The following is an 18,131-nucleotide window of genomic DNA, read 5'->3' on the forward strand; positions in this document are numbered from 1 at the left end:
CTATATGAATTTTCACGAAGTCCGCTTCCCTGCTTCGCTCAGCTTCGGCTCGGTTGGCGGGCCTGAACGGCGCACCGATGTGGTGACGCTTGCCAACGGGTTTGAAGAACGCAACACCCCCTGGGCGCACTCCCGCCGCCGTTATGATGCCGGTCTGGGCCTGCGCGCGCTGGAGGATATCGAAACCCTGATCGCCTTCTTCGAAGCCCGCCAAGGGCAGCTGTACGGCTTTCGCTGGAAGGACTGGAGCGACTACAAATCAGCCCGGCCCAGCGCCGAGGCGGATTTCCGCGATCAGGTGATTGCCACCGGCGACGGCAGCACCGTAACGTTCCAGCTGGCCAAGACCTACCGGTCGGGGGAGTTCACCTATCAGCGCCCGATTGCCAAGCCGGTAGCGGGTTCTGTGCGGGTCGGCATCGAACAGGATGAGCTGCGCGAAAGCGTGGATTACCAGCTGGACACCGCCACCGGGTTGATCACGCTGGCGCATCCGCCCGAGGTCGGCCTTAGCATCAACGCCGGCTTTGAATTCGACGTGCCGGTGCGCTTTGATACCACTGGCATCCAGACCAGCGTGGCGTCGTTCCAAGCGGGTGAGGCGCCGGCGGTGCCGGTGGTGGAGGTCCGGGTATGAGCAGTCTTTCCAACGCATTGCAGGCCCATCTTCAGTCCGGCGTCACCACGCTCTGCCGGGCCTGGGCGCTGGAACGGCGCGATGGCACGGTGCTGGGGTTCACCGATCACGACTGTGTGCTGAGCTTTGACGGGTTGCGCTTTCAGCCAGGCAGCGGGCTGACGGCACGGGCCGTGAGCCAAGCCACAGGTCTGTCTGTCGACAACACCGAAGCGCTGGGGGTTTTAAGCGACGCCGCCGTGCGCGAGACGGACATTGAGGCAGGACGTTTTGACGGTGCTGAAGTACGCTGCTGGCTGGTGAACTGGCAGGATGTCTCAATGCGCTGGCTGCAGTTCCGCGGTTCGATCGGCGAGATCCGCCGTGCGGGCGGTGCGTTCGAGGCTGAGCTGCGCGGGCTGACGGAGCTGCTGAACCAGCCGTTGGGGCGGATCTATCAGAAACCTTGCACGGCGGTGCTGGGCGATGCGGCCTGCCGCTTTGATCTGGAGACGCCCGGCTACGCGGTTGAGTTGCAGACCGTCGCAGTTGAGCGCAACGAGGTGTTCCATTGGGACGCGCTGCCGGGGTTTGAACCGGATTGGTTCGCCGGCGGGCGGTTGACGGTGCTAAGCGGTGCGGCTGCGGGACTGTGGGGCGCCGTGAAAGCGGATCAGACCAAGGCCGGCGGGCGCCGGATCACCCTGTGGGAACCGATCCGTGCGGCAGTGGCACCGGGGGATACGGTCCGGCTGGAGGCCGGTTGCGACAAGCGCATGGAGACCTGCCGGCTGAAGTTCAACAATTTGGCGAATTTCCAGGGATTCCCGGACATCCCCGGCGAGGACTGGGTGATGGCGGTGCCGCGCCAGTCCGGCATGAACACCGGGGGCAGCAGACGATGAGCAGGGTGGTTCGGGCCGCCCGCGGCTGGGTCGGTACGCCTTATGTGCATCAAGCCGCCTGCAAGGGTGCGGGCTGCGATTGCCTGGGCCTGATCCGGGGCCTGTGGCGGGAGCTGTACGGGGCCGAACCCGAGGCGCCGCCCGCCTATACCATGGACTGGTCCGAACCGCAGGGGGCTGAGGCGCTATGGCGGGCCGCGGCGCGGCATTTGATGGCGAAACCTTTGTCTGAGGCCGCCTCCGGCGATGTGATCCTGTTCCGGATGCGCGACGGCTCGGTGGCCAAGCATCTGGGGGTGCAGTCCGCAGTTGGCGAAACAGAACCGGGGGCAGCAGCGGTCAAACCAGGCCCCGCCTTCATCCACGCCTATGCGGGCCATGGGGTGGTCGAGAGCCCGCTGAGCCCGCCCTGGCAGCGCCGCATCGTGGCGCGGTTTCAATTCCCAAAGGAGCTGATCTGATGGCAACCATTCTTCTTTCTGCCGCCGGTGCTGCGATTGGCGGCACAATCGGCGGCACCGTTGCGGGACTGTCCTCGGCGGTGATTGGCCGCGCGGTGGGCGCGACTTTGGGCCGGGTGATCGACGAGCGGCTGCTGGGCAGCGGCGCTGACCCGGTGGAGACCGGCAAAATCGACCGTTTCCGCCTGAGCCAGGCCAGTGAAGGCACGCCAGTGACGCAGGTCTATGGCCGGATGCGGCTGGGCGGACAGGTGATCTGGACCTCACGGTTTCTGGAAACAGCCTCAACCACCAGCGGCGGCGGTGGCAAGGGACGGCCCAGCCAGCCGCAGGTGACCAGCTACAGCTATTCCGTCTCGCTGGCGATTGCGCTGTGCGAGGGCGAGGTCGCGCATGTGTCCCGCGTCTGGGCCGATGGCGAGGAAGTGGCGCCCAAGGATCTGAACATGACCGTCTACACCGGCAGCATGGACCAACTGCCAGATCCGGTGATGGAAGCGGTAGAAGGTGCGGGGCAGGTGCCCGCCTACCGCGGCACGGCTTACGTGGTGATGGAAAACCTGGACCTTGGGCGTTTTGGCAACCGGGTGCCGCAGTTTTCATTTGATGTGCTGCGCCCCGAACAGCCCGCCAGCAGCAGCCATACGCAGGATCTGGGCCGGCTGGTGCAGGGGGTGGCGCTGATGCCCGGCACTGGCGAATACGCGCTGGCATCGGATGTAGTGCAGTATTCCGGCGGGCCGGGAGATGCAAAGCCGGCCAATGAGCATACGCCCTCCGGCCTCAGTGACCTCAAGACTTCGCTGAATGCGCTGGAGGCTGAGCTGCCGGCCTGCGGTGCGGCCTCGTTGATTGTGTCGTGGTTCGGCGGCGACCTGCGTTGCGGCGATTGCACGCTGAAACCCAAGGTGGAGCATAAGCACGCCGAGGGCAGTATGCCCTGGTCCGTCAGCGGCTTGACCCGCGCCGCGGCCGAGGAAGTGCTGAAGAAGGACGATGAGCCGCTCTATGGCGGTACCCCGGCGGATGCATCGGTGATCCAGTCGATCCGCGAGATGCAGGCGCGCGGCCTGCGGGTGATGTTTTATCCGTTCATCCTGATGGATCAGGCCGAGGACAACATGTTGCCCGATCCCTGGACCGGGGCGGCCAGCCAGCCGCATCTGCCCTGGCGCGGGCGGATCACACTGTCAGCGGCACCGGGGCAGCCTGGCTCTCCCGATGGTACCGCAGCGGCAGAGGCTGAGGTGGCGGCGTTTATTGGCACTGTCACGGTGGCGGATTTCACTGTGGGCGACGGTACTGTCGCCTATACCGGGCCGCAGGAATGGAGCCTGTCGCGCTTCATCCTGCATAATGCCGCGCTGTGTGCGGCGGCGGGCGGGGTGGAAGCGTTTTGCATCAGCTCGGAAATGCGGGCGCTGACGCAGATCCGCGGTTCCAGCGGCTTTCCCGCAGTTGCGGCGCTGAAGGCGTTGGCAGCGGAGGTGCGCGCGCTTTTGGGGGCGGAGACCAAAATCGGCTATGCCGCCGACTGGTCGGAATACTGGGGCTATCAATCGCCCGGTGGCGACCGTTATTTCCACCTCGACCCGCTGTGGGCGGATGCCAATATCGACTTCATCGGCATCGACAATTACATGCCGCTCAGCGACTGGCGCGAGGGCGAGGACCATCTGGACGCGCAATCCGGCGTGCCGGCGATCTATGACCCGGATTATCTGCGCAGCAATGTCGAGGGCGGCGAGGGGTTTGACTGGTATTACCACTCACCGGAAGCCCGCGAAGCGCAGATCCGCACCCCGATCACCGACGGCGCCCATGATGAGCCATGGGTGTGGCGCTATAAGGATATCCGCAGCTGGTGGGCAAGCGAGCATCACGAGCGGATCGGCGGGGTGCGGCAGGTAGCGCCCACCGAATGGGTGCCGCAGTCCAAGCCCGTCTGGTTCACCGAACTGGGCTGTGCGGCGATCGACAAGGGCACCAATCAGCCGAATAAATTTCTGGATCCGAAAAGCTCGGAATCAAAACTGCCTCGCTATTCCAACGGCTTGCGCGACGATCTGATGCAAATCGCCTATTTGCGGGCGTTTCTGGGCTATTGGGGGGAGGCCGCCAACAACCCGGTGTCTGAGGAATATGAGGGGCGGATGCTGGACATGGCCAACGCCTATGTCTGGGCCTGGGATGCGCGGCCGTTTCCGGCCTTTCCCAGCCGCATTGAAATCTGGAACGACGGCGAAAACTACCTGCGCGGTCATTGGCTGAACGGCCGCGCCGGGCAGCGGACACTGGGATCGGTGGTGGAGGAGGTCTGCCACCGCTCCGGTCTGTATGACATTGATGTCACTGGTCTTTACGGCGTGGTGCATGGGTTTGCGAACCCGGATGTCAGCGACGCGCGCACGGTGCTGCAGCCCCTGATGCTGCGGCACGGGTTTGATGCGGTGGAGCGTGACGGGCTGCTGAAGTTCCGGATGCGCAAAGGGACAGGCGCCGAGGCGCTGGCGCTGGCGCAGTTGGCCGAGAATGACGAGATGGACGGCAGCCTGGAGCTGGCCCGCGCCAGCGAGGCGGAACTGGCGGGCCGGGTGCGGCTGCGGTTCACCGAATGGGGCGGCGACCATGCTGCCGGCTCGGTTGAGGCAGTGCTGCCGGATGAGGCAACGCATAGTGTCAGCCAGAACGAACTGCCGCTGGCGCTGACCCGTGCCGAGGCGCGCCAAGTGGTCAGCCGCTGGCTGGCCGAGGCGCGGATTTCGCGCGATGCGGCGCGGTTTTCGCTGCCGCCCTCGATGCTGCATCTGGGGGCGGGGGATGTGGTCTCCCTGCCGGTGGAAGGCGGTGACCAGCTGTACCGGATCGACCGGGTGGAGCAGGCCGAGGCGCAGATGGTGGAGGCGGTTCGGATCGAACCCGGCGTCTATGATCTGGCTGCGGTGGCCGAAGAGCTGCCGGGCGTCAATGCCTTTGCCGCCCCTGGACCGGTGCTGCCGTTGTTCATGGATCTGCCCCTGATGCGCGGGGATGAGGTGCCGCATGCGCCGCATCTGGCGCTGACCGCGCAGGCCTGGCCCGGCAGCGTTGCGGTTTATGGCTCCGGGGCGGATGAAAATTATGCGCTGGAACAGGTGGTTGCGGCGCGGCAGGTGGTCGGGGTGACACAATCGCCGCTGTTCGCCGCCGGCTCTGGGCGCTGGGATTTGGGGGCGGATCTGCAGGTCAGGCTGATCTCCGGCTCGCTGGAAAGCCGAGCGGCGGAGGCCGTGCTGAATGGGGGCAACGCGGCGGCCATCGGGGACGGCACATCCGGAAACTGGGAGCTGTTCCAGTTCCGCGAGGCAGAGCTGATTGCGCCGCAGACGTATCTGTTGCGCGGCCGGTTGCGCGGACAGCAGGGCACGGATGCGCTGATGCCTGAGGTCTGGCCTGCGGGATCATTTGTGGTGCTGCTGGACGGAACGCCGGTGCAGATGGAACTGGCGCCGGAACAGCGGCGCCGGCTGCGCCACTACCGGATCGGCCCGGCGCGGCGGGCGCTGGAGGATCCGTCTTATCTGCATCTGCAGGAGGCGTTTGAGGGCGTTGGCCTGCGCCCCTATGCACCGGTGCATTTGCGGCTGGCAGGCGGCTTGGGGGCGGACATTGCGGTTTCCTGGGTTCGCCGGACGCGGATTGAGGGTGACAGCTGGGAGCTGGAGGAGGTGCCGCTGGGCGAAGAGATCGAATCCTACCGCATCCGGGTGATGCGCGGGACCACGGTGCTGCGGGAGGAGAATTCCGGAACGCGGGGCTGGACCTATCCGGCGGCACTGCAAGCGGCGGACGGGGTGCAGCCGGGCGACAGTCTTGAAATCGCGCAGCGCTCCGCTCGGTTCGGCGCCGGACTTGCGGCCAAACGTGTGCTGGGATGAGGCTTCCGGTGCTGCCGGGGGATGTCACTGCCGTTGCGCGGGCGCTGCTGGCGGTGCCGGAGAACGAACGGCTGCACCTGTGCCGCCGTATCTTAGGCGGCGCGGCGGAGGCGGCGGCGCATTGCCGCCGGATGGGCCATCTGCATCCGCGCTGGGGCGATGGGTCTCTGAGTGCGGCAGCCCGGCGGTTCGCACTGGCCGGCGAGCCGTTTCTGGATGATCCGGATTATCTCAGCTGCACCCGGCTGGTGCTGCGGGAACTGGCGGCTGCGATGGACGCGGAGCGGAGCGCTCCCGCCCGCTGATCCGAGCAGGGAACCTGCCCGGCCAGCCGTTGGGCGCAGCGCCGCCTGGCGGCGGCGCGGGTGGATTGCAACTAAGGGCAGGCGCTCGTCCGGCGCTTGCGGCTTGATTCCGGGCGCAAAAGCCTGTCACCCCGAAGCGCATCTGATACAGTTGAGCGCCGCCGGCTCCAGCGCCAACTGGGCGGTGGTCTGCTGTATCAGATGCGCCTGATCCGACTCATTCATTTCAAAAATATGCCTCATCACGGGTTTGCGTTTGCTGTATTCCCCCTTAGATGGGTAGTCTGAGCGGAGAAAGGACGTTGACCCATGGCAAAAACACAGCAAGCCGTAACGCCAGTGGATCCCGTATGGGACCGCATCACCCGCGAAGCTGAGGAGGCCGTGGCCACCCAGCCGCTGATGGGCGGGCTGGTCCATGCTTGTATCCTGCACCACAAGACGCTGGAGAAGGCGCTGTCCTACCGGATCGCCGCCAAGCTGTCCTCAAACGAGATGTCGATGACAATCCTGCGGGAAATTGTCGATGACGCCTATGCGGACTGCCCGGAACTGGTCGAGGCGGCGCGAGCCGACCTGATGGCGATCAACGAGCGCGACCCGGCCAGCCACCGGCTGCTGCAGCCGATCCTGTATTTCAAGGGGTTCCAGGCGGTTCAGGCCTATCGGGTCAGCCATTACCTGATGGAGCAGGGACAAAAGGATCTGGCCTATTTCTTTCAGATGCGCACCTCGGAGATTTTCGGAATCGACATCCACCCCGGCGCCCGGATCGGCAAGGGGATCATGATCGACCATGCCCATTCCATCGTGATCGGCGAAACCGCGGTGGTGGGCGACAATGTGTCGATGCTGCATTCGGTGACCCTGGGCGGCACCGGCAAGGAAGAGCAGGACCGCCATCCGAAGATCGGCGATGGCGTGCTGATCGGTGCCGGGGCCAAGGTGCTGGGCAACATCAAGGTCGGCCATTGCAGCCGGATTGCTGCCGGGTCGGTGGTGTTGCAGGAGGTTCCGCCCTGCACCACGGTGGCGGGCGTACCGGCCAGGATTGTTGGCGAAGCGGGCTGTGATCAGCCTTCGGTCAATATGGATCAGGTGGTGCCGGCGGGGTCCCCTGCTGCGGAGTGAGGCACCCGGCGCCGGCCGCAGGATTTGAGTATTTGTAAGAAAGATGAAGGGGCGTTTGGCGCCCCTTTTTTGATGGCCGGACTTGTGGGGTAAGGGACTGGGATCGCGCTTCTTTTCTCAGGCTTTCCAGCCTTGTTTCCGTCTGCGCTTGGGCGCTGGCTGAGCATCTGGTTCTGCTTCGGCTGCAACGCTTTGAACACCAGTCTTTCCTTGCATGGCTGCGGCGGTCTTTCCTTGATCACAGGGGCGGTGATGGGCATATGTTTTGGAAGCAATTGCAAACTGAGACGACAGGAACGGGGGAAAGACGATGATTTACACAACTGAAGGCCGCGGCCGTTTGTATGGGTCGATCCTGGAAACCGTGGGTGACACGCCGGCCATCCGGCTGAACCGGATCGCACCGGATCATGTGCAGATGTATGTGAAGTTTGAGGCGTTCAATCCGGCGGGATCGGTGAAGGACCGGCTGGCGCTGAACATCATTGAGGCTGCTGAGCGCGAGGGCCGGCTGGCGCCGGGGCAGACCGTGGTCGAGGCGACCAGCGGCAATACCGGGATTGGCCTTGCGATGGTCTGCGCCGCCAAGGGCTATCCTTTGGTGATCACCATGCACGACGGGTTTTCCGTCGAGCGGCGGCGGCTGATGCGGATGCTGGGCGCCAAAGTGGTGCTGACCCGCAAGGAGGACAAGGCCGTCGGCATGGTGGTGAAGGCCAAGGAGCTGGCCGAAGCAAACGGCTGGTTCCTGGCGCATCAGTTTGAGACCAAGGACAACGCCGACATCCATGAGAGCACAACTGCGCGGGAGATCCTGGGGGATTTTGACGGGCAGCGGCTGGATCATGTGGTGCTGGGTTATGGCACCGGCGGCACGGTCACAGGCCTGGGACGGGTGCTGAAGGGCGCGCGGCCGGATCTGAAGATCACCCTCAGCGAGCCGGCCAATGCGGCATTGGTGCAGTCGGGTAAGGCGCAGGCGCGCAATGATGAGGGCGAGCCGGCGGCGACGCATCCGGCGTTTAATCCGCATCCCATTCAGGGCTGGACCCCGGATTTCATCCCGCTGGTGCTGCAGGAGGCGCTGGACAAGGGCTATTTCGATAGGCTGGAGCCGGTAGGCGGCGACGAGAGCATTGCTTGGTCCAAGCGGCTGGCGGCGGAGGAAGGGATCCTGACCGGCATTTCCGGCGGAGCCAGCCTGGCGGCGGCAATCAAGGTGGCAGAGAGCGCGCCGGAAGGTTCCGTTCTGCTGGCGATGCTGCCGGATACCGGTGAGCGCTATCTGTCGACGCCGCTGTTTGACGGCATCGCGGCGGAGATGGACGCGGATGAGGCGGCGCTGTCGGCCTCGACGCCCGGCTATCAGTATTGAGAGGTTAGCGCGCCGCCGCTGATGGCGCGGGCGCGGCGGGTGTTGCGCAGGTGAGTATTTTTGAAAAGATGAAAGGGAGCGGGGCAGCTCCTTTTTCCGTCTGCGTTCAGCCGCTTGTCCGCGTGTTTTGAGGCAAAGAAAAAGCCCCGGTTTCGGCCGGGGCTTTTTACGTTTCGCAGTGAAGGCGGATCAGGCCAGCATCACCATCGGGTTTTCCAGGTTGTCCTTGATCGCGTTCAGAAGCTCCGCGCCAAGGGCGCCGTCGATCACCCGGTGGTCCACGGACAGCGTGACAGACATTACGGTGGCCACCGCCAGTTCGCCGTCTTTGCCGACGATGGGCTTTTTGACGCCGGCGCCAACCGCCAGGATGCCGGCATGCGGCGGGTTCACGATGGCGTCGAAATTGTCGATGCCGAACATGCCGAGGTTGGAGATCGCAAAAGAACCGCCCTGGTATTCATGCGGCGCAAGCTTGCGGTCGCGGGCGCGTTTGGCCAGGTCCTTCATCTCGGTTGACAGCGCAGAGAGCGACTTCATGTCGCTGTCCTGCAGAACCGGGGTGAACAGACCGCCTTCGATGGCGACGGCGACAGCCACATCGGAGGCTTTCATTTTCAGCACCCGGTCGCCGGCCCAGACAGCATTGGCATCCGGCACCGATTGCAGCGCCAGGGCGCAGGCCTTGATGATGAAGTCGTTGACCGAAAGCTTTACACCGCGGCCCTCAAGCTGTTTGTTCAGCTCACCGCGGAATTTCAGCAGCGCATCCAGCTGGATGTCGCGGCGCAGGTAGAAATGCGGCACCGTCTGCTTGGCCTCGGTGAGGCGGGCGGCGATGGTTTTGCGCATGCCGTCCAGTTTGACCTCTTCGAAGTCGCGGCCCTCGTACATGCGGGCGACCATGTCTGCCGAAGCGCCGGTTGCCGGTGCTGCGGCAGCCGGGGCTGTGGCGGCGGGTGCAGCGTCTGCTTTCGGGGCAGCGGCGGCTTGCGGCTTGGCGTCCATCACGTCGGCCTTGACGATGCGGCCTTTGGGGCCGGAGCCCTTAATCTGGCTCAGGTCCAGGCCCTTGTCCGCGGCAATGCGGCGCGCCAGCGGTGACGCGAAGATCCGGCTGCCATCAGACGCAGCCGGTGCCGCCGGGGCTGGTGAGGCCGCGGCAGGAGAGGGGGACGCTGCGGGCCCCGGCTCTGCTGCGGCTGGGGCAGGCGCCGCGGCTGCTGCCGGGGCGGAACCAATATCATCAGCGCTTTCGCCGTCTTCCAGCAGCACCGCAATCGGCGTGTTGACCTTCACGCCTTCAGAGCCTTCGGGCACCAGGATCTTGCCGACGACGCCTTCGTCCACGGCTTCGAATTCCATGGTGGCCTTGTCGGTTTCGATCTCTGCCAGCAGGTCGCCGGAGGAGACAGTGTCGCCCTCCTTGACCAGCCATTTGGCAAGGGTGCCTTCCTCCATGGTGGGGGACAGCGCGGGCATCAGGATTTCAGTAGGCATTTAATTTTCTCCCGTTTCGGAGCAGCGGCCGGCCCGTTTCTCAAGGTCGCTGATGTATGAGTTCATCATTACGTTGTGCAATCCATCCTTGATCTCAGCCGTTGCGAACCCGGCAAAGAATACAAACGGGATTATGAGAAACAGCCAGCGCCTTTTCATCTTGTTACCGGTAGGTCACTTGTTTCACGGCTGCGACCACCTCATCCGTGGTGATCAGCGCGTGGCGTTCGAGATTGGCTGCATAGGGCATGGGCACGTCCTTGCCGGTGCAGGTGATGATCGGCGCGTCGAGGTAATCGAAGGCCTGTTGCATCACTTCCGAGGCGATGTAGCTGCCGACCGAACCCTGCGGCCAGCCTTCCTCAACGGTGACCAGACGGTTTGTCTTCTGCACGGATGCGATCACCGTGGGCAGGTCCATCGGGCGGATGGTGCGCAGGTCGATGACCTCGGCTGAGATGCCGTCTTCTGCAAGTTTATCAGCCGCTTCCAGCGCATAAGTCATGCCGATGCCAAAGGAAACGATGGTGGCATCGGTGCCTTCCCGCCAGATCCGGGCCTTGCCGAAGGGGACGGTGTAATCATCCAGCTTGGGCACGTCGAAGGCACGGCCATAGAGGATCTCATTCTCGAGGAAGATCACCGGGTTGTTGTCGCGGATCGCGGTTTTCATCAGACCCTTGGCGTCAGATGCCGAGTAGGGCATCACCACTTTCAGGCCCGGGATCTGCATGTACCAGGCGGCGTAGTCCTGGGAGTGCTGGGCGCCGACGCGGGCGGCCGCACCATTGGGGCCGCGGAACACCATGGGCGCACCCATCTGACCGCCGGACATATAGAGCGTCTTGGCCGCCGAGTTGATGATGTGGTCAATCGCCTGCATGGCGAAGTTGAAGGTCATGAACTCGACAATCGGGCGCAGGCCCCCGAAGGCGGCACCGGTGGCGATGCCGGCAAAACCGTGTTCGGTGATCGGCGTGTCGATCACCCGCTTGGCGCCGAATTCATCCAACAGACCCTGGGAGATTTTGTAGGCGCCCTGATATTCGGCGACTTCCTCGCCCATCAGGAACACGTCTTCGTCGCGGCGCATTTCCTCGGCCATGGCGTCGCGCAGGGCTTCGCGGACCGTGGTTTGCACCATTTCGGTGCCCTCCGGATAGTCCGGTTCCAATGTCACAGAGGCGACCGGCGCAGGCGCGGCAGCAGCGGCGGGGGCTGCAGGCGCCGCAGGTGCCTCAGCGGCCGGCGCTTCGCTGGCTGCGGCGGATGCCGGCGCGGCGGACGCGTCGTAGCTCTCGCCGTCTTCGACCAGCACCGCGATGGGCGTGTTCACCTTGACGCCCTCGGTGCCTTCACCGATCAGGATCTTGCCGACGATGCCTTCGTCAACAGCTTCGAACTCCATCGTGGCCTTGTCGGTTTCGATCTCGGCCATGATATCGCCGGAGTTCACGGTATCGCCTTCCTTGACCAGCCATTTGGCCAGCGTGCCTTCTTCCATGGTCGGCGACAGGGCGGGCATAAGAATTTCGGTTGCCATATCAGTTGCTCTCCGCAGGAGTGATCATTCCGACGATGTTGCCTTGACCGTCCTCAACATAGGCGCAGCGGCCAATGCCGGGATAGTCCTGGGGCGGCAGCGCCTCGGCGCCGCCGTTGCCAAGCGCCCAGTTGTAGCGCTCGTCACAGTCGCCGACTTCAAAGGTCATGGTGCCGCCGCGGACCGGGCCGCCGGCGGCAGGGGCATCGCCCATACGTTTCATCAGGCCGCCGGTCACGCCATGGGCCATGCCGATAGCGGCGCCTTCGATCAGGTGATACGCCATATCTTCGCCGCCCGGCATCGGCTCAAACTGCCAGCCGAACAGACCGCTGTAAAAGGCCTTTGCGGCCTCAACATCCGTTGCGTGGATTTCGAAATGCGGCATCAGGCACTGGCCTCCTGCGGGACGTCGTCCGCATAGATGTCGGTCCAAAGCTCGTCGAGCGCAGGTTCCGGGCTTTCCTTGGCGAAATCCGCGGACTTGGAGACGATCTCCTTGATCTCCTTGTCGATCGCCTTGAGGTCGTCCTCGGTTGCGTGCTTGCCGGTCAGCAGCATCTCGCGGACCTGCTCGATCGGGTCGCGCTCCTCACGCATTTTCTGGACCTCTTCGCGGGTGCGGTACTTGGCCGGATCCGACATCGAGTGGCCGCGGTAGCGGTAGGTTTTGACTTCCAGGATATAGGGGCCGTCGCCGCTGCGGCAGTGGGAGACAGCGCGCTCGCCGGCCTCTTTGACGGACAGCACGTTCATGCCGTCCACCGCTTCACCCGGAATGCCGAACGCCTTGCCGCGTTCCCAGATCTCGGCGCTGGAGGTGGAGCGCTGCTGCGAGGTGCCCATGGCGTATTGGTTGTTCTCAATGACGAAGACCACCGGCAGTTTCCACAGGGCGGCCATGTTGAAGGTCTCGTAGACCTGGCCCTGGTTCGCCGCACCATCGCCGAAATAGGCAAATGTCACGCGGCCGTTGCCCTTGTATTTGTCGGCAAATGCGAGACCGGCGCCGAGCGGCACCTGGGCGCCGACGATGCCGTGGCCGCCATAGAAATGCTTCTCCTTCGAGAACATATGCATGGAGCCGCCCTTGCCCTTGGAGTAGCCGCCCTCGCGCCCGGTCAGTTCGGCCATGACGCCGTCCGGGTCCATGCCGCAGGCCAGCATGTGGCCGTGGTCGCGGTAGGAGGTAACGCGCTTGTCGCCTTCCTCGGCTGCGGCCTCAAGCCCGACAACAACCGCTTCCTGGCCGATGTAGAGGTGGCAGAAGCCGCCGATCAGACCCATGCCATAAAGCTGGCCCGATTTTTCCTCGAATCGGCGGATCAGCAGCATTTCGCGGTAGTGTTTCGTAAGCTCTTCGGCAGAAACGTTTGGTTTCTTTGCGCTTTTCCTAGCGGCCATGGTGGTCGACTCCCCCTGCAGGCTAGATAGTTTAGTGTTAAACCAATTGATACCCGGTTTTGACCCGGCTGAATAGTGTTATTCTGCCGCGGGGTTTCCGCCGCGTAAAAATCCGCCCATGGAACGCAAAAATGCCACGCAGCAAACAGCAAGCGCGGCACAAGCGGGGGCGGACAGGAGGGCGTTTAGCGGATGACAATCTCGTCCGCGCGGACAAGGCCAAGCACCGATCGGGCCTGCTCATCCAGGAGATCAAGGTCGAGATAGTCGTCGGACAGGCGGCGGGTCAGGTTTTCCATGCCGCCGATCCGGGACTGGAGACGGTCGAGATCCAGCCGCAGTTCTTCTGCTTCGGCTTGGATCTCGACCCGTCTGAACAGACCGAAGTCGCCCTGTACCGCCGCAAAGGTGAAATACGCGCTGAGCGCGAAGGCGATGGCAAAAAAGGCGATGGCGCCCAGCGACGGGCGATTGCTTCGGGTCACTTTGGAGGTGCCTGTATGTTACTGCTCAAGTTTTTGTTTTTGCGCCGTTTCCCGGCGTCTGCCCTTGTTATGCCACAACCGAATCGGCTTGTGAATCCTAAAACTGTCCAAAGCGGGGAAAATTTGCGGATGATGCTCGGTGTTAAGGTCGCTGAAACCGCTGCTGCTAGCAAACCCTCAGATGTTCATGTGCAATTTCGCGGAAGTCATCGGTAAAATTCTTGTCCGACGGATCGAGATTGAAAACCGCTTCTCTGATGCGTTCTAGGCCTGCACAATGGTACTGGTCTTCGGCCTGGTAAAGTTCCGTGGCATCACCTGTCTTGTCGATGGAGTGGAATTTGGCTTCCAGCAGCTGGCGCTCTGTGCTGTTGAGGCTGAGGCATGACCAGAGGTCGTATTTCGCCCGGTAGGATGCAAAGGCGTCCGCAAATTCATCCTCTGTGCCGGCGCCGTCCTCGGGCAACGATTTATACAGGGTGAAAAAGGAGCGGATATGGTCTTCCAGCGCAACAGTGGAGGCAATGTGCTTGTTCCAGACCTCAAAGCTCTCGGCGCTTGGGTCATCGGCCGGAACTTCTACCAGGTTGTTTGCGTGACTTGCAGGTGTTTCGTCCAGCCACGCGGCTTTCTCTGAGGTTGTCAGGGCGTGCCACTGCGGCGCGCAATAATGGTCGACGATCCCTATCAGGCGGGTGTTTTCCTCCGGTGTTCGGGATTCTTCAGACAGGACGGCAAGCACAAGCGCTGCTGTGCAAAGAAACAAAAACCCAGCCAAAAGCAGTCTAAAGGTTTTCATCAAAAATCCTCTGGTATTGGCGCATAACTGACAGCGGCATGCGGCGAAAATGCGGGGGTGTTTCAGGGGAGAGCGCAAATGGCGCAAAAGGCAGCTCAACAGAAAACCGCCGCAGAAGGAGGTCTGCGGCGGTCCGGTTCAGCCAACAGGTAGGCAGCTGTGCCGCTTCAGGTGCATTCCAGCGCCGCGACGCCGGGCAGCTCCTTGCCTTCCATCCATTCCAGGAAAGCGCCGCCGGCGGTGGAGATATAGGTGAAGTCGCCTGCCGCGCCGGAGGCGTTCAGCGCTGCAACAGTGTCGCCGCCGCCGGCCACAGAAATCAGCTGGCCCGAGCGGGTCATGGCCGCGGCTTTTAATGCGGCTGCATTGGTGGCGGCGTCAAACGGTTCCAGCTCAAACGCGCCAAGGGGGCCGTTCCAGATCAGGGTCTTGCTGTTTGCAAACACCTCGATGATGCGGGCAACGCTGTCGGGGCCTGCGTCCAGGATCATGCCGTCCTCGGGGCACTGGTCGGCGGGCAGGATTTCATGGGGCGCGTTGGATTCGAACTTCTTGGCGACCACGATGTCGGAGGGCAGGATGATCTCGCAGCCTGCGGCTTCGGCCTTGGCCAGGATTTCGGCTGCGGTGTCCTTCATAATGCGTTCGGCCAGCGAGATGCCGACCGGCAGGCCTTTGGCCACCAGGAAGGTGTTGGCCATGCCGCCGCCGATCACCAGGTGGTCGACCTTTTCAATGAGGTTGCCCAAGAGTTCCAGCTTGGTGGAGACCTTGGCGCCGCCGACCACGGCGGTCACCGGGCGCTGCGGCTGGCCCAGGGCGCTTTCCAGCGCTTCCAGTTCTGCCTGCATCAAGCGGCCGGCGCAGGCGGGCAGCAGGCGGGCGATGGCCTCGGTGGAGGAATGCGCGCGGTGGGCAGCCGAGAAAGCGTCGTTGCAGTAGACCTCGCCCAGGCGCGCCATGCCGGCGGCCAGGTCGGGGTCGTTCTTGGTCTCGGCGGCATGGAAGCGGGTGTTTTCCAGCAGCAGCACTTCACCCGGCTGCAGCGCGTCTGCGGCGGCCTCGGCGCCGGCACCGATGCAGTCGGCAGCAAACAAGACGCGGGTTTCAAAGGCGCGTTCCAGCGTCGGCACCAGCTGGTTCAGCGACAGGTTTTCGCGGCGCTCGCCGCCGGGACGGCCGAAGTGGGCCAGCAGGATCGGCTTGCCGCCCGCGGCCAGAATATCGCGCACCGAAGGGGCAATGCGGCGGATGCGGGTGGAGTCGGTGACAACCCCGTCGACGATCGGCACGTTGATATCCACGCGCACCAGCACGCGCTTGCCGTTCAGATCCATGTCGTCGAGTGTTTTCCAGCCCATCAGCGAGACCCCTTATGGTGAAAATGCAGGTAAATCCGCGGGCTGTTTCGGGGGTTTTTGCGCATCAGTCAATGCTCCCTTGGCATTTCCGGGCGCGGGCCTTAGGTATCTGTGCAAATTTCGACGACAGGAGAGCCAGATGGCCGAGATTAAAGATCCCGAGAACACCGTTATTGTTGAACTGAAAGACGGCAACGTCGTGATTGAGCTGCTGCCCGACGTGGCGCCGAAACACGCCGAGCGGATGAAGGAACTGGCCCGTGCCGGCGAATATGACAACGTCTGTTTTCACCGGGTGATTGACGGCTTCATGGCGCAGACCGGCGACGTGGCCAATGGCGACATGGAAGACGGTTTCAACATCCGCATGGCGGGCACTGGCGGTTCCGACCTGCCGAACCTGCCGGCTGAGTTCTCGAAGCTGCCGCATGACCGCGGAACCCTGGGCGCGGCGCGCTCGGCGAACCCGGATTCGGCAAACTCGCAGTTCTTCATCAACTTCAAGGACAACCACTTCCTGAACGGCCAGTACACCGTTTACGGCCGTGTCATTGAAGGCATGGAGCATGTGGATGCGATCACCAAAGGCGAGCCGCCGGCAAACCCGGACCGGATGATCTCGGTCAAGGTTGCTGCGGATGCTTAAAAGCCTGTCCCTGGTAGCCCTGCTGGCGGCAGGGCCTGCCTTTGCCACCGGCCTGGAGGTTCAGGTCGAGGGCGAGGCCAACGGCACCATCAAGATCGACTTGTTCGAGGATGTGGCACCCGCCCATGTGGCGCAGATCACCGCGCTTGCTGCTGAAGGCCAGTATGACGGTGTGGTGTTCCACCGGGTGATCGAGGGCTTCATGGCGCAGACCGGCGATGTTGAGTTCGGCAAGGCCGGCGGCGACATGAGTGCTGCCGGGCGCGGTGGCTCCGACCGCCCCGATCTGCCGGCCGAGTTTTCGGACCTGCCGTTTGACCGCGGTGTGGTCGGCATGGCCCGGTCGCAAAGCCCCAACAGCGCCAATTCGCAGTTCTTCATCATGTTTGATGCGGGCCACTTCCTGAACGGCCAGTACACGGTTGTCGGCAAGGTGACCGGCGGCATGGATGTGGTTGACGCGATCAAGCTGGGCACAGGCGGAAACGGCGCGGTGATCGGCCAGCCCGACGCCATGACCAAAGTGACCGTCACCGAATAAGCACCTCCGGTTTTCCGGAAAATCCAAGGCCCGTTCCCGGTATCCGGGGGCGGGCCTTTGCCGTTGCAGCCCTGCGCTGTGCCAGGCCACTGACATGATGTCACAAGCCTGTGTTTCCCACTGTTCAGTCCCGGCTTGTCCCGAATACTGGGGGTTCAGCGGGGAGCGTGTGATGCTGGGACGTTTGTTAATGAGTGCGGCTGTGTTTTTGCCCTGGATGGCGCAGGCCAGTCCCGCGGAGTGGAAACGGGAATGGCCGAAAACCGATTTCAGCCGGACGAGTGTCGGGGATTGGGGCCAGATCCGCTCTGGCGGGGTGCCCAAAGACGGCATTCCGGCACTGGATGCGCCGCAGTTCACGGCGGCGGCCAAGGACCGGCGGCTGATGCCGCGAGAGCCGGTGATCGCGCTGGAGATAGAGGGCGCGCCGGCCCGTGCCTATCCGCTGCGCTACCTTACCTGGCATGAGATTGTGAACGACGAGGTGGCCGGGGTGCCGGTGGCGGTGACCTATTGCCCGTTGTGCAATTCCGCGATGACATTCGACCGGCGCACCCGGGCGGGGGTGCTGCGGTTCGGGGTCACCGGCAAGCTGCGCTATTCCGATATGGTGATGTATGACCGCGAAACCCAAAGCTGGTGGCAGCAGGCGATCGGCACCGGCATTGCCGGCGAGATGAGCGGCCAGCGGCTGGCCAGCCTGCCCAGCTGGGTCGAAAGCTGGCAAGAGTTCAAAGCGCGCAACCCTGATGGTCTGGTGATGGCGCAGCCTGGCTATAACCGGCGCTACGGGCAAAACCCTTACCGGGGGTATGACACGTCGGACTGGCCGTTTCTGTATGACGGCACCCCGCCGCCGCATGGGCTGGCGCCGCTGGACCGGGTGGTGCGGGTCGGCAGCCGGGCCTGGCCGCTGGCGCGGCTGGCAAAGACGGGCGAGATCCGTGAGGCAGGCGTGGTGCTCAGCTGGCGGGCCGGGCAGGCCTCGGCGCTGGATGCGGGCACGCTGGCCAAGGGGCGGAACATCGGATCAGTCAGGGTGCGCGATGCAAGTGGGTTCGACGTGGCGCATGATGTGATGTTCGCCTTTGCCTTTCACGCCTTCTGGCCGGACGGACGCTGGATGCTGAAATGACAAAAGG

General features: G+C 63.6%; 17 protein-coding genes. 10 read left to right on the forward strand and 7 right to left on the reverse strand.

Annotation, left to right across the window (positions count from 1 at the left end):
• Positions 1-4: 4 nt before the first annotated feature.
• The 7 genes from K3724_RS08920 to cysK all read left to right on the forward strand — a co-directional run bounded on the left by K3724_RS08920 (position 5) and on the right by cysK (position 8,710).
• Entirely contained in the window at positions 5-637 is a 633-nt protein-coding gene (locus K3724_RS08920) for a DUF2460 domain-containing protein (RefSeq protein WP_259991949.1), read from the forward strand.
• On the forward strand, positions 634-1,521 hold the full coding sequence (locus K3724_RS08925; protein WP_259991951.1) for a DUF2163 domain-containing protein: 888 nt from the start codon (positions 634-636) through the stop codon (positions 1,519-1,521). The genes K3724_RS08920 and K3724_RS08925 overlap by 4 nt, the downstream gene beginning before the upstream one ends.
• Positions 1,518-1,982: an NlpC/P60 family protein gene (locus K3724_RS08930; protein WP_259991953.1), complete on the forward strand. Its 465-nt coding sequence runs from the start codon at positions 1,518-1,520 to the stop codon at positions 1,980-1,982. The genes K3724_RS08925 and K3724_RS08930 overlap by 4 nt, the downstream gene beginning before the upstream one ends.
• Positions 1,982-5,899, forward strand: a complete 3,918-nt coding sequence (locus K3724_RS08935; RefSeq protein ID WP_259991954.1) for a glycoside hydrolase/phage tail family protein — start codon at positions 1,982-1,984, stop codon at positions 5,897-5,899. Before K3724_RS08930 ends, K3724_RS08935 begins: the two co-directional genes overlap by 1 nt.
• Positions 5,896-6,204, forward strand: coding sequence for a hypothetical protein (locus K3724_RS08940; protein WP_259991956.1), 309 nt, complete (start codon positions 5,896-5,898; stop codon positions 6,202-6,204). Before K3724_RS08935 ends, K3724_RS08940 begins: the two co-directional genes overlap by 4 nt.
• Positions 6,205-6,513: 309 nt before the next feature.
• Positions 6,514-7,335 carry a serine O-acetyltransferase gene (cysE, locus tag K3724_RS08945; RefSeq protein ID WP_259991958.1) on the forward strand — a complete coding sequence of 274 codons (822 nt, stop codon included), beginning with the start codon at positions 6,514-6,516 and terminating at the stop codon, positions 7,333-7,335.
• A gap of 310 nt (positions 7,336-7,645) precedes the next feature.
• Positions 7,646-8,710: a cysteine synthase A gene (gene cysK / locus K3724_RS08950; protein ID WP_259991960.1), complete on the forward strand. Its 1,065-nt coding sequence runs from the start codon at positions 7,646-7,648 to the stop codon at positions 8,708-8,710.
• Between the two features lie 189 nt (positions 8,711-8,899).
• Here the strand turns inward: cysK and K3724_RS08955 are convergent, their stop codons facing one another.
• The 7 genes from K3724_RS08955 to K3724_RS08985 form a co-directional block, all read right to left on the reverse strand.
• Positions 8,900-10,210: a pyruvate dehydrogenase complex dihydrolipoamide acetyltransferase gene (locus K3724_RS08955; RefSeq protein ID WP_259991962.1), complete on the reverse strand. Its 1,311-nt coding sequence runs from the start codon at positions 10,208-10,210 to the stop codon at positions 8,900-8,902.
• 163 nt (positions 10,211-10,373) lie between these two features.
• Positions 10,374-11,753, reverse strand: a complete 1,380-nt coding sequence (locus K3724_RS08960; RefSeq protein WP_259991964.1) for a pyruvate dehydrogenase complex E1 component subunit beta — start codon at positions 11,751-11,753, stop codon at positions 10,374-10,376.
• Between the two features lies 1 nt (position 11,754).
• Positions 11,755-12,141 (reverse strand): VOC family protein, encoded by a 387-nt coding sequence (locus K3724_RS08965; protein ID WP_259991965.1) that lies wholly within the window; start codon positions 12,139-12,141, stop codon positions 11,755-11,757.
• Entirely contained in the window at positions 12,141-13,157 is a 1,017-nt protein-coding gene (pdhA, locus tag K3724_RS08970) for a pyruvate dehydrogenase (acetyl-transferring) E1 component subunit alpha (protein ID WP_259991967.1), read from the reverse strand. The genes K3724_RS08965 and pdhA overlap by 1 nt, the downstream gene beginning before the upstream one ends.
• 185 nt (positions 13,158-13,342) lie before the next feature.
• Positions 13,343-13,642 (reverse strand): septum formation initiator family protein, encoded by a 300-nt coding sequence (locus tag K3724_RS08975; protein ID WP_129371000.1) that lies wholly within the window; start codon positions 13,640-13,642, stop codon positions 13,343-13,345.
• 166 nt (positions 13,643-13,808) lie between these two features.
• Positions 13,809-14,540 carry a hypothetical protein gene (locus K3724_RS08980; RefSeq protein ID WP_259991969.1) on the reverse strand — a complete coding sequence of 244 codons (732 nt, stop codon included), beginning with the start codon at positions 14,538-14,540 and terminating at the stop codon, positions 13,809-13,811.
• Positions 14,541-14,608: 68 nt separating this feature from the next.
• Positions 14,609-15,802 (reverse strand): phosphoglycerate kinase, encoded by a 1,194-nt coding sequence (locus tag K3724_RS08985; protein WP_259991971.1) that lies wholly within the window; start codon positions 15,800-15,802, stop codon positions 14,609-14,611.
• Between the two features lie 139 nt (positions 15,803-15,941).
• Between K3724_RS08985 and K3724_RS08990 the strand changes: the two genes are divergently transcribed.
• From K3724_RS08990 to K3724_RS09000, 3 genes are all read left to right on the forward strand, one after another.
• Positions 15,942-16,448, forward strand: a complete 507-nt coding sequence (locus K3724_RS08990; RefSeq protein WP_129370998.1) for a peptidylprolyl isomerase — start codon at positions 15,942-15,944, stop codon at positions 16,446-16,448.
• Positions 16,441-16,989, forward strand: coding sequence for a peptidylprolyl isomerase (locus K3724_RS08995; protein ID WP_259991973.1), 549 nt, complete (start codon positions 16,441-16,443; stop codon positions 16,987-16,989). Before K3724_RS08990 ends, K3724_RS08995 begins: the two co-directional genes overlap by 8 nt.
• 172 nt (positions 16,990-17,161) lie before the next feature.
• The gene (locus K3724_RS09000; protein WP_259991975.1) at positions 17,162-18,124 is read left to right on the forward strand and encodes a DUF3179 domain-containing protein; all 963 of its coding nucleotides are present in this window, start codon (positions 17,162-17,164) and stop codon (positions 18,122-18,124) included.
• Positions 18,125-18,131: the final 7 nt, after the last annotated feature.

The organism is Leisingera sp. M658 (assembly GCF_025144145.1).
In the GTDB taxonomy this organism is placed as follows: domain Bacteria; phylum Pseudomonadota; class Alphaproteobacteria; order Rhodobacterales; family Rhodobacteraceae; genus Leisingera.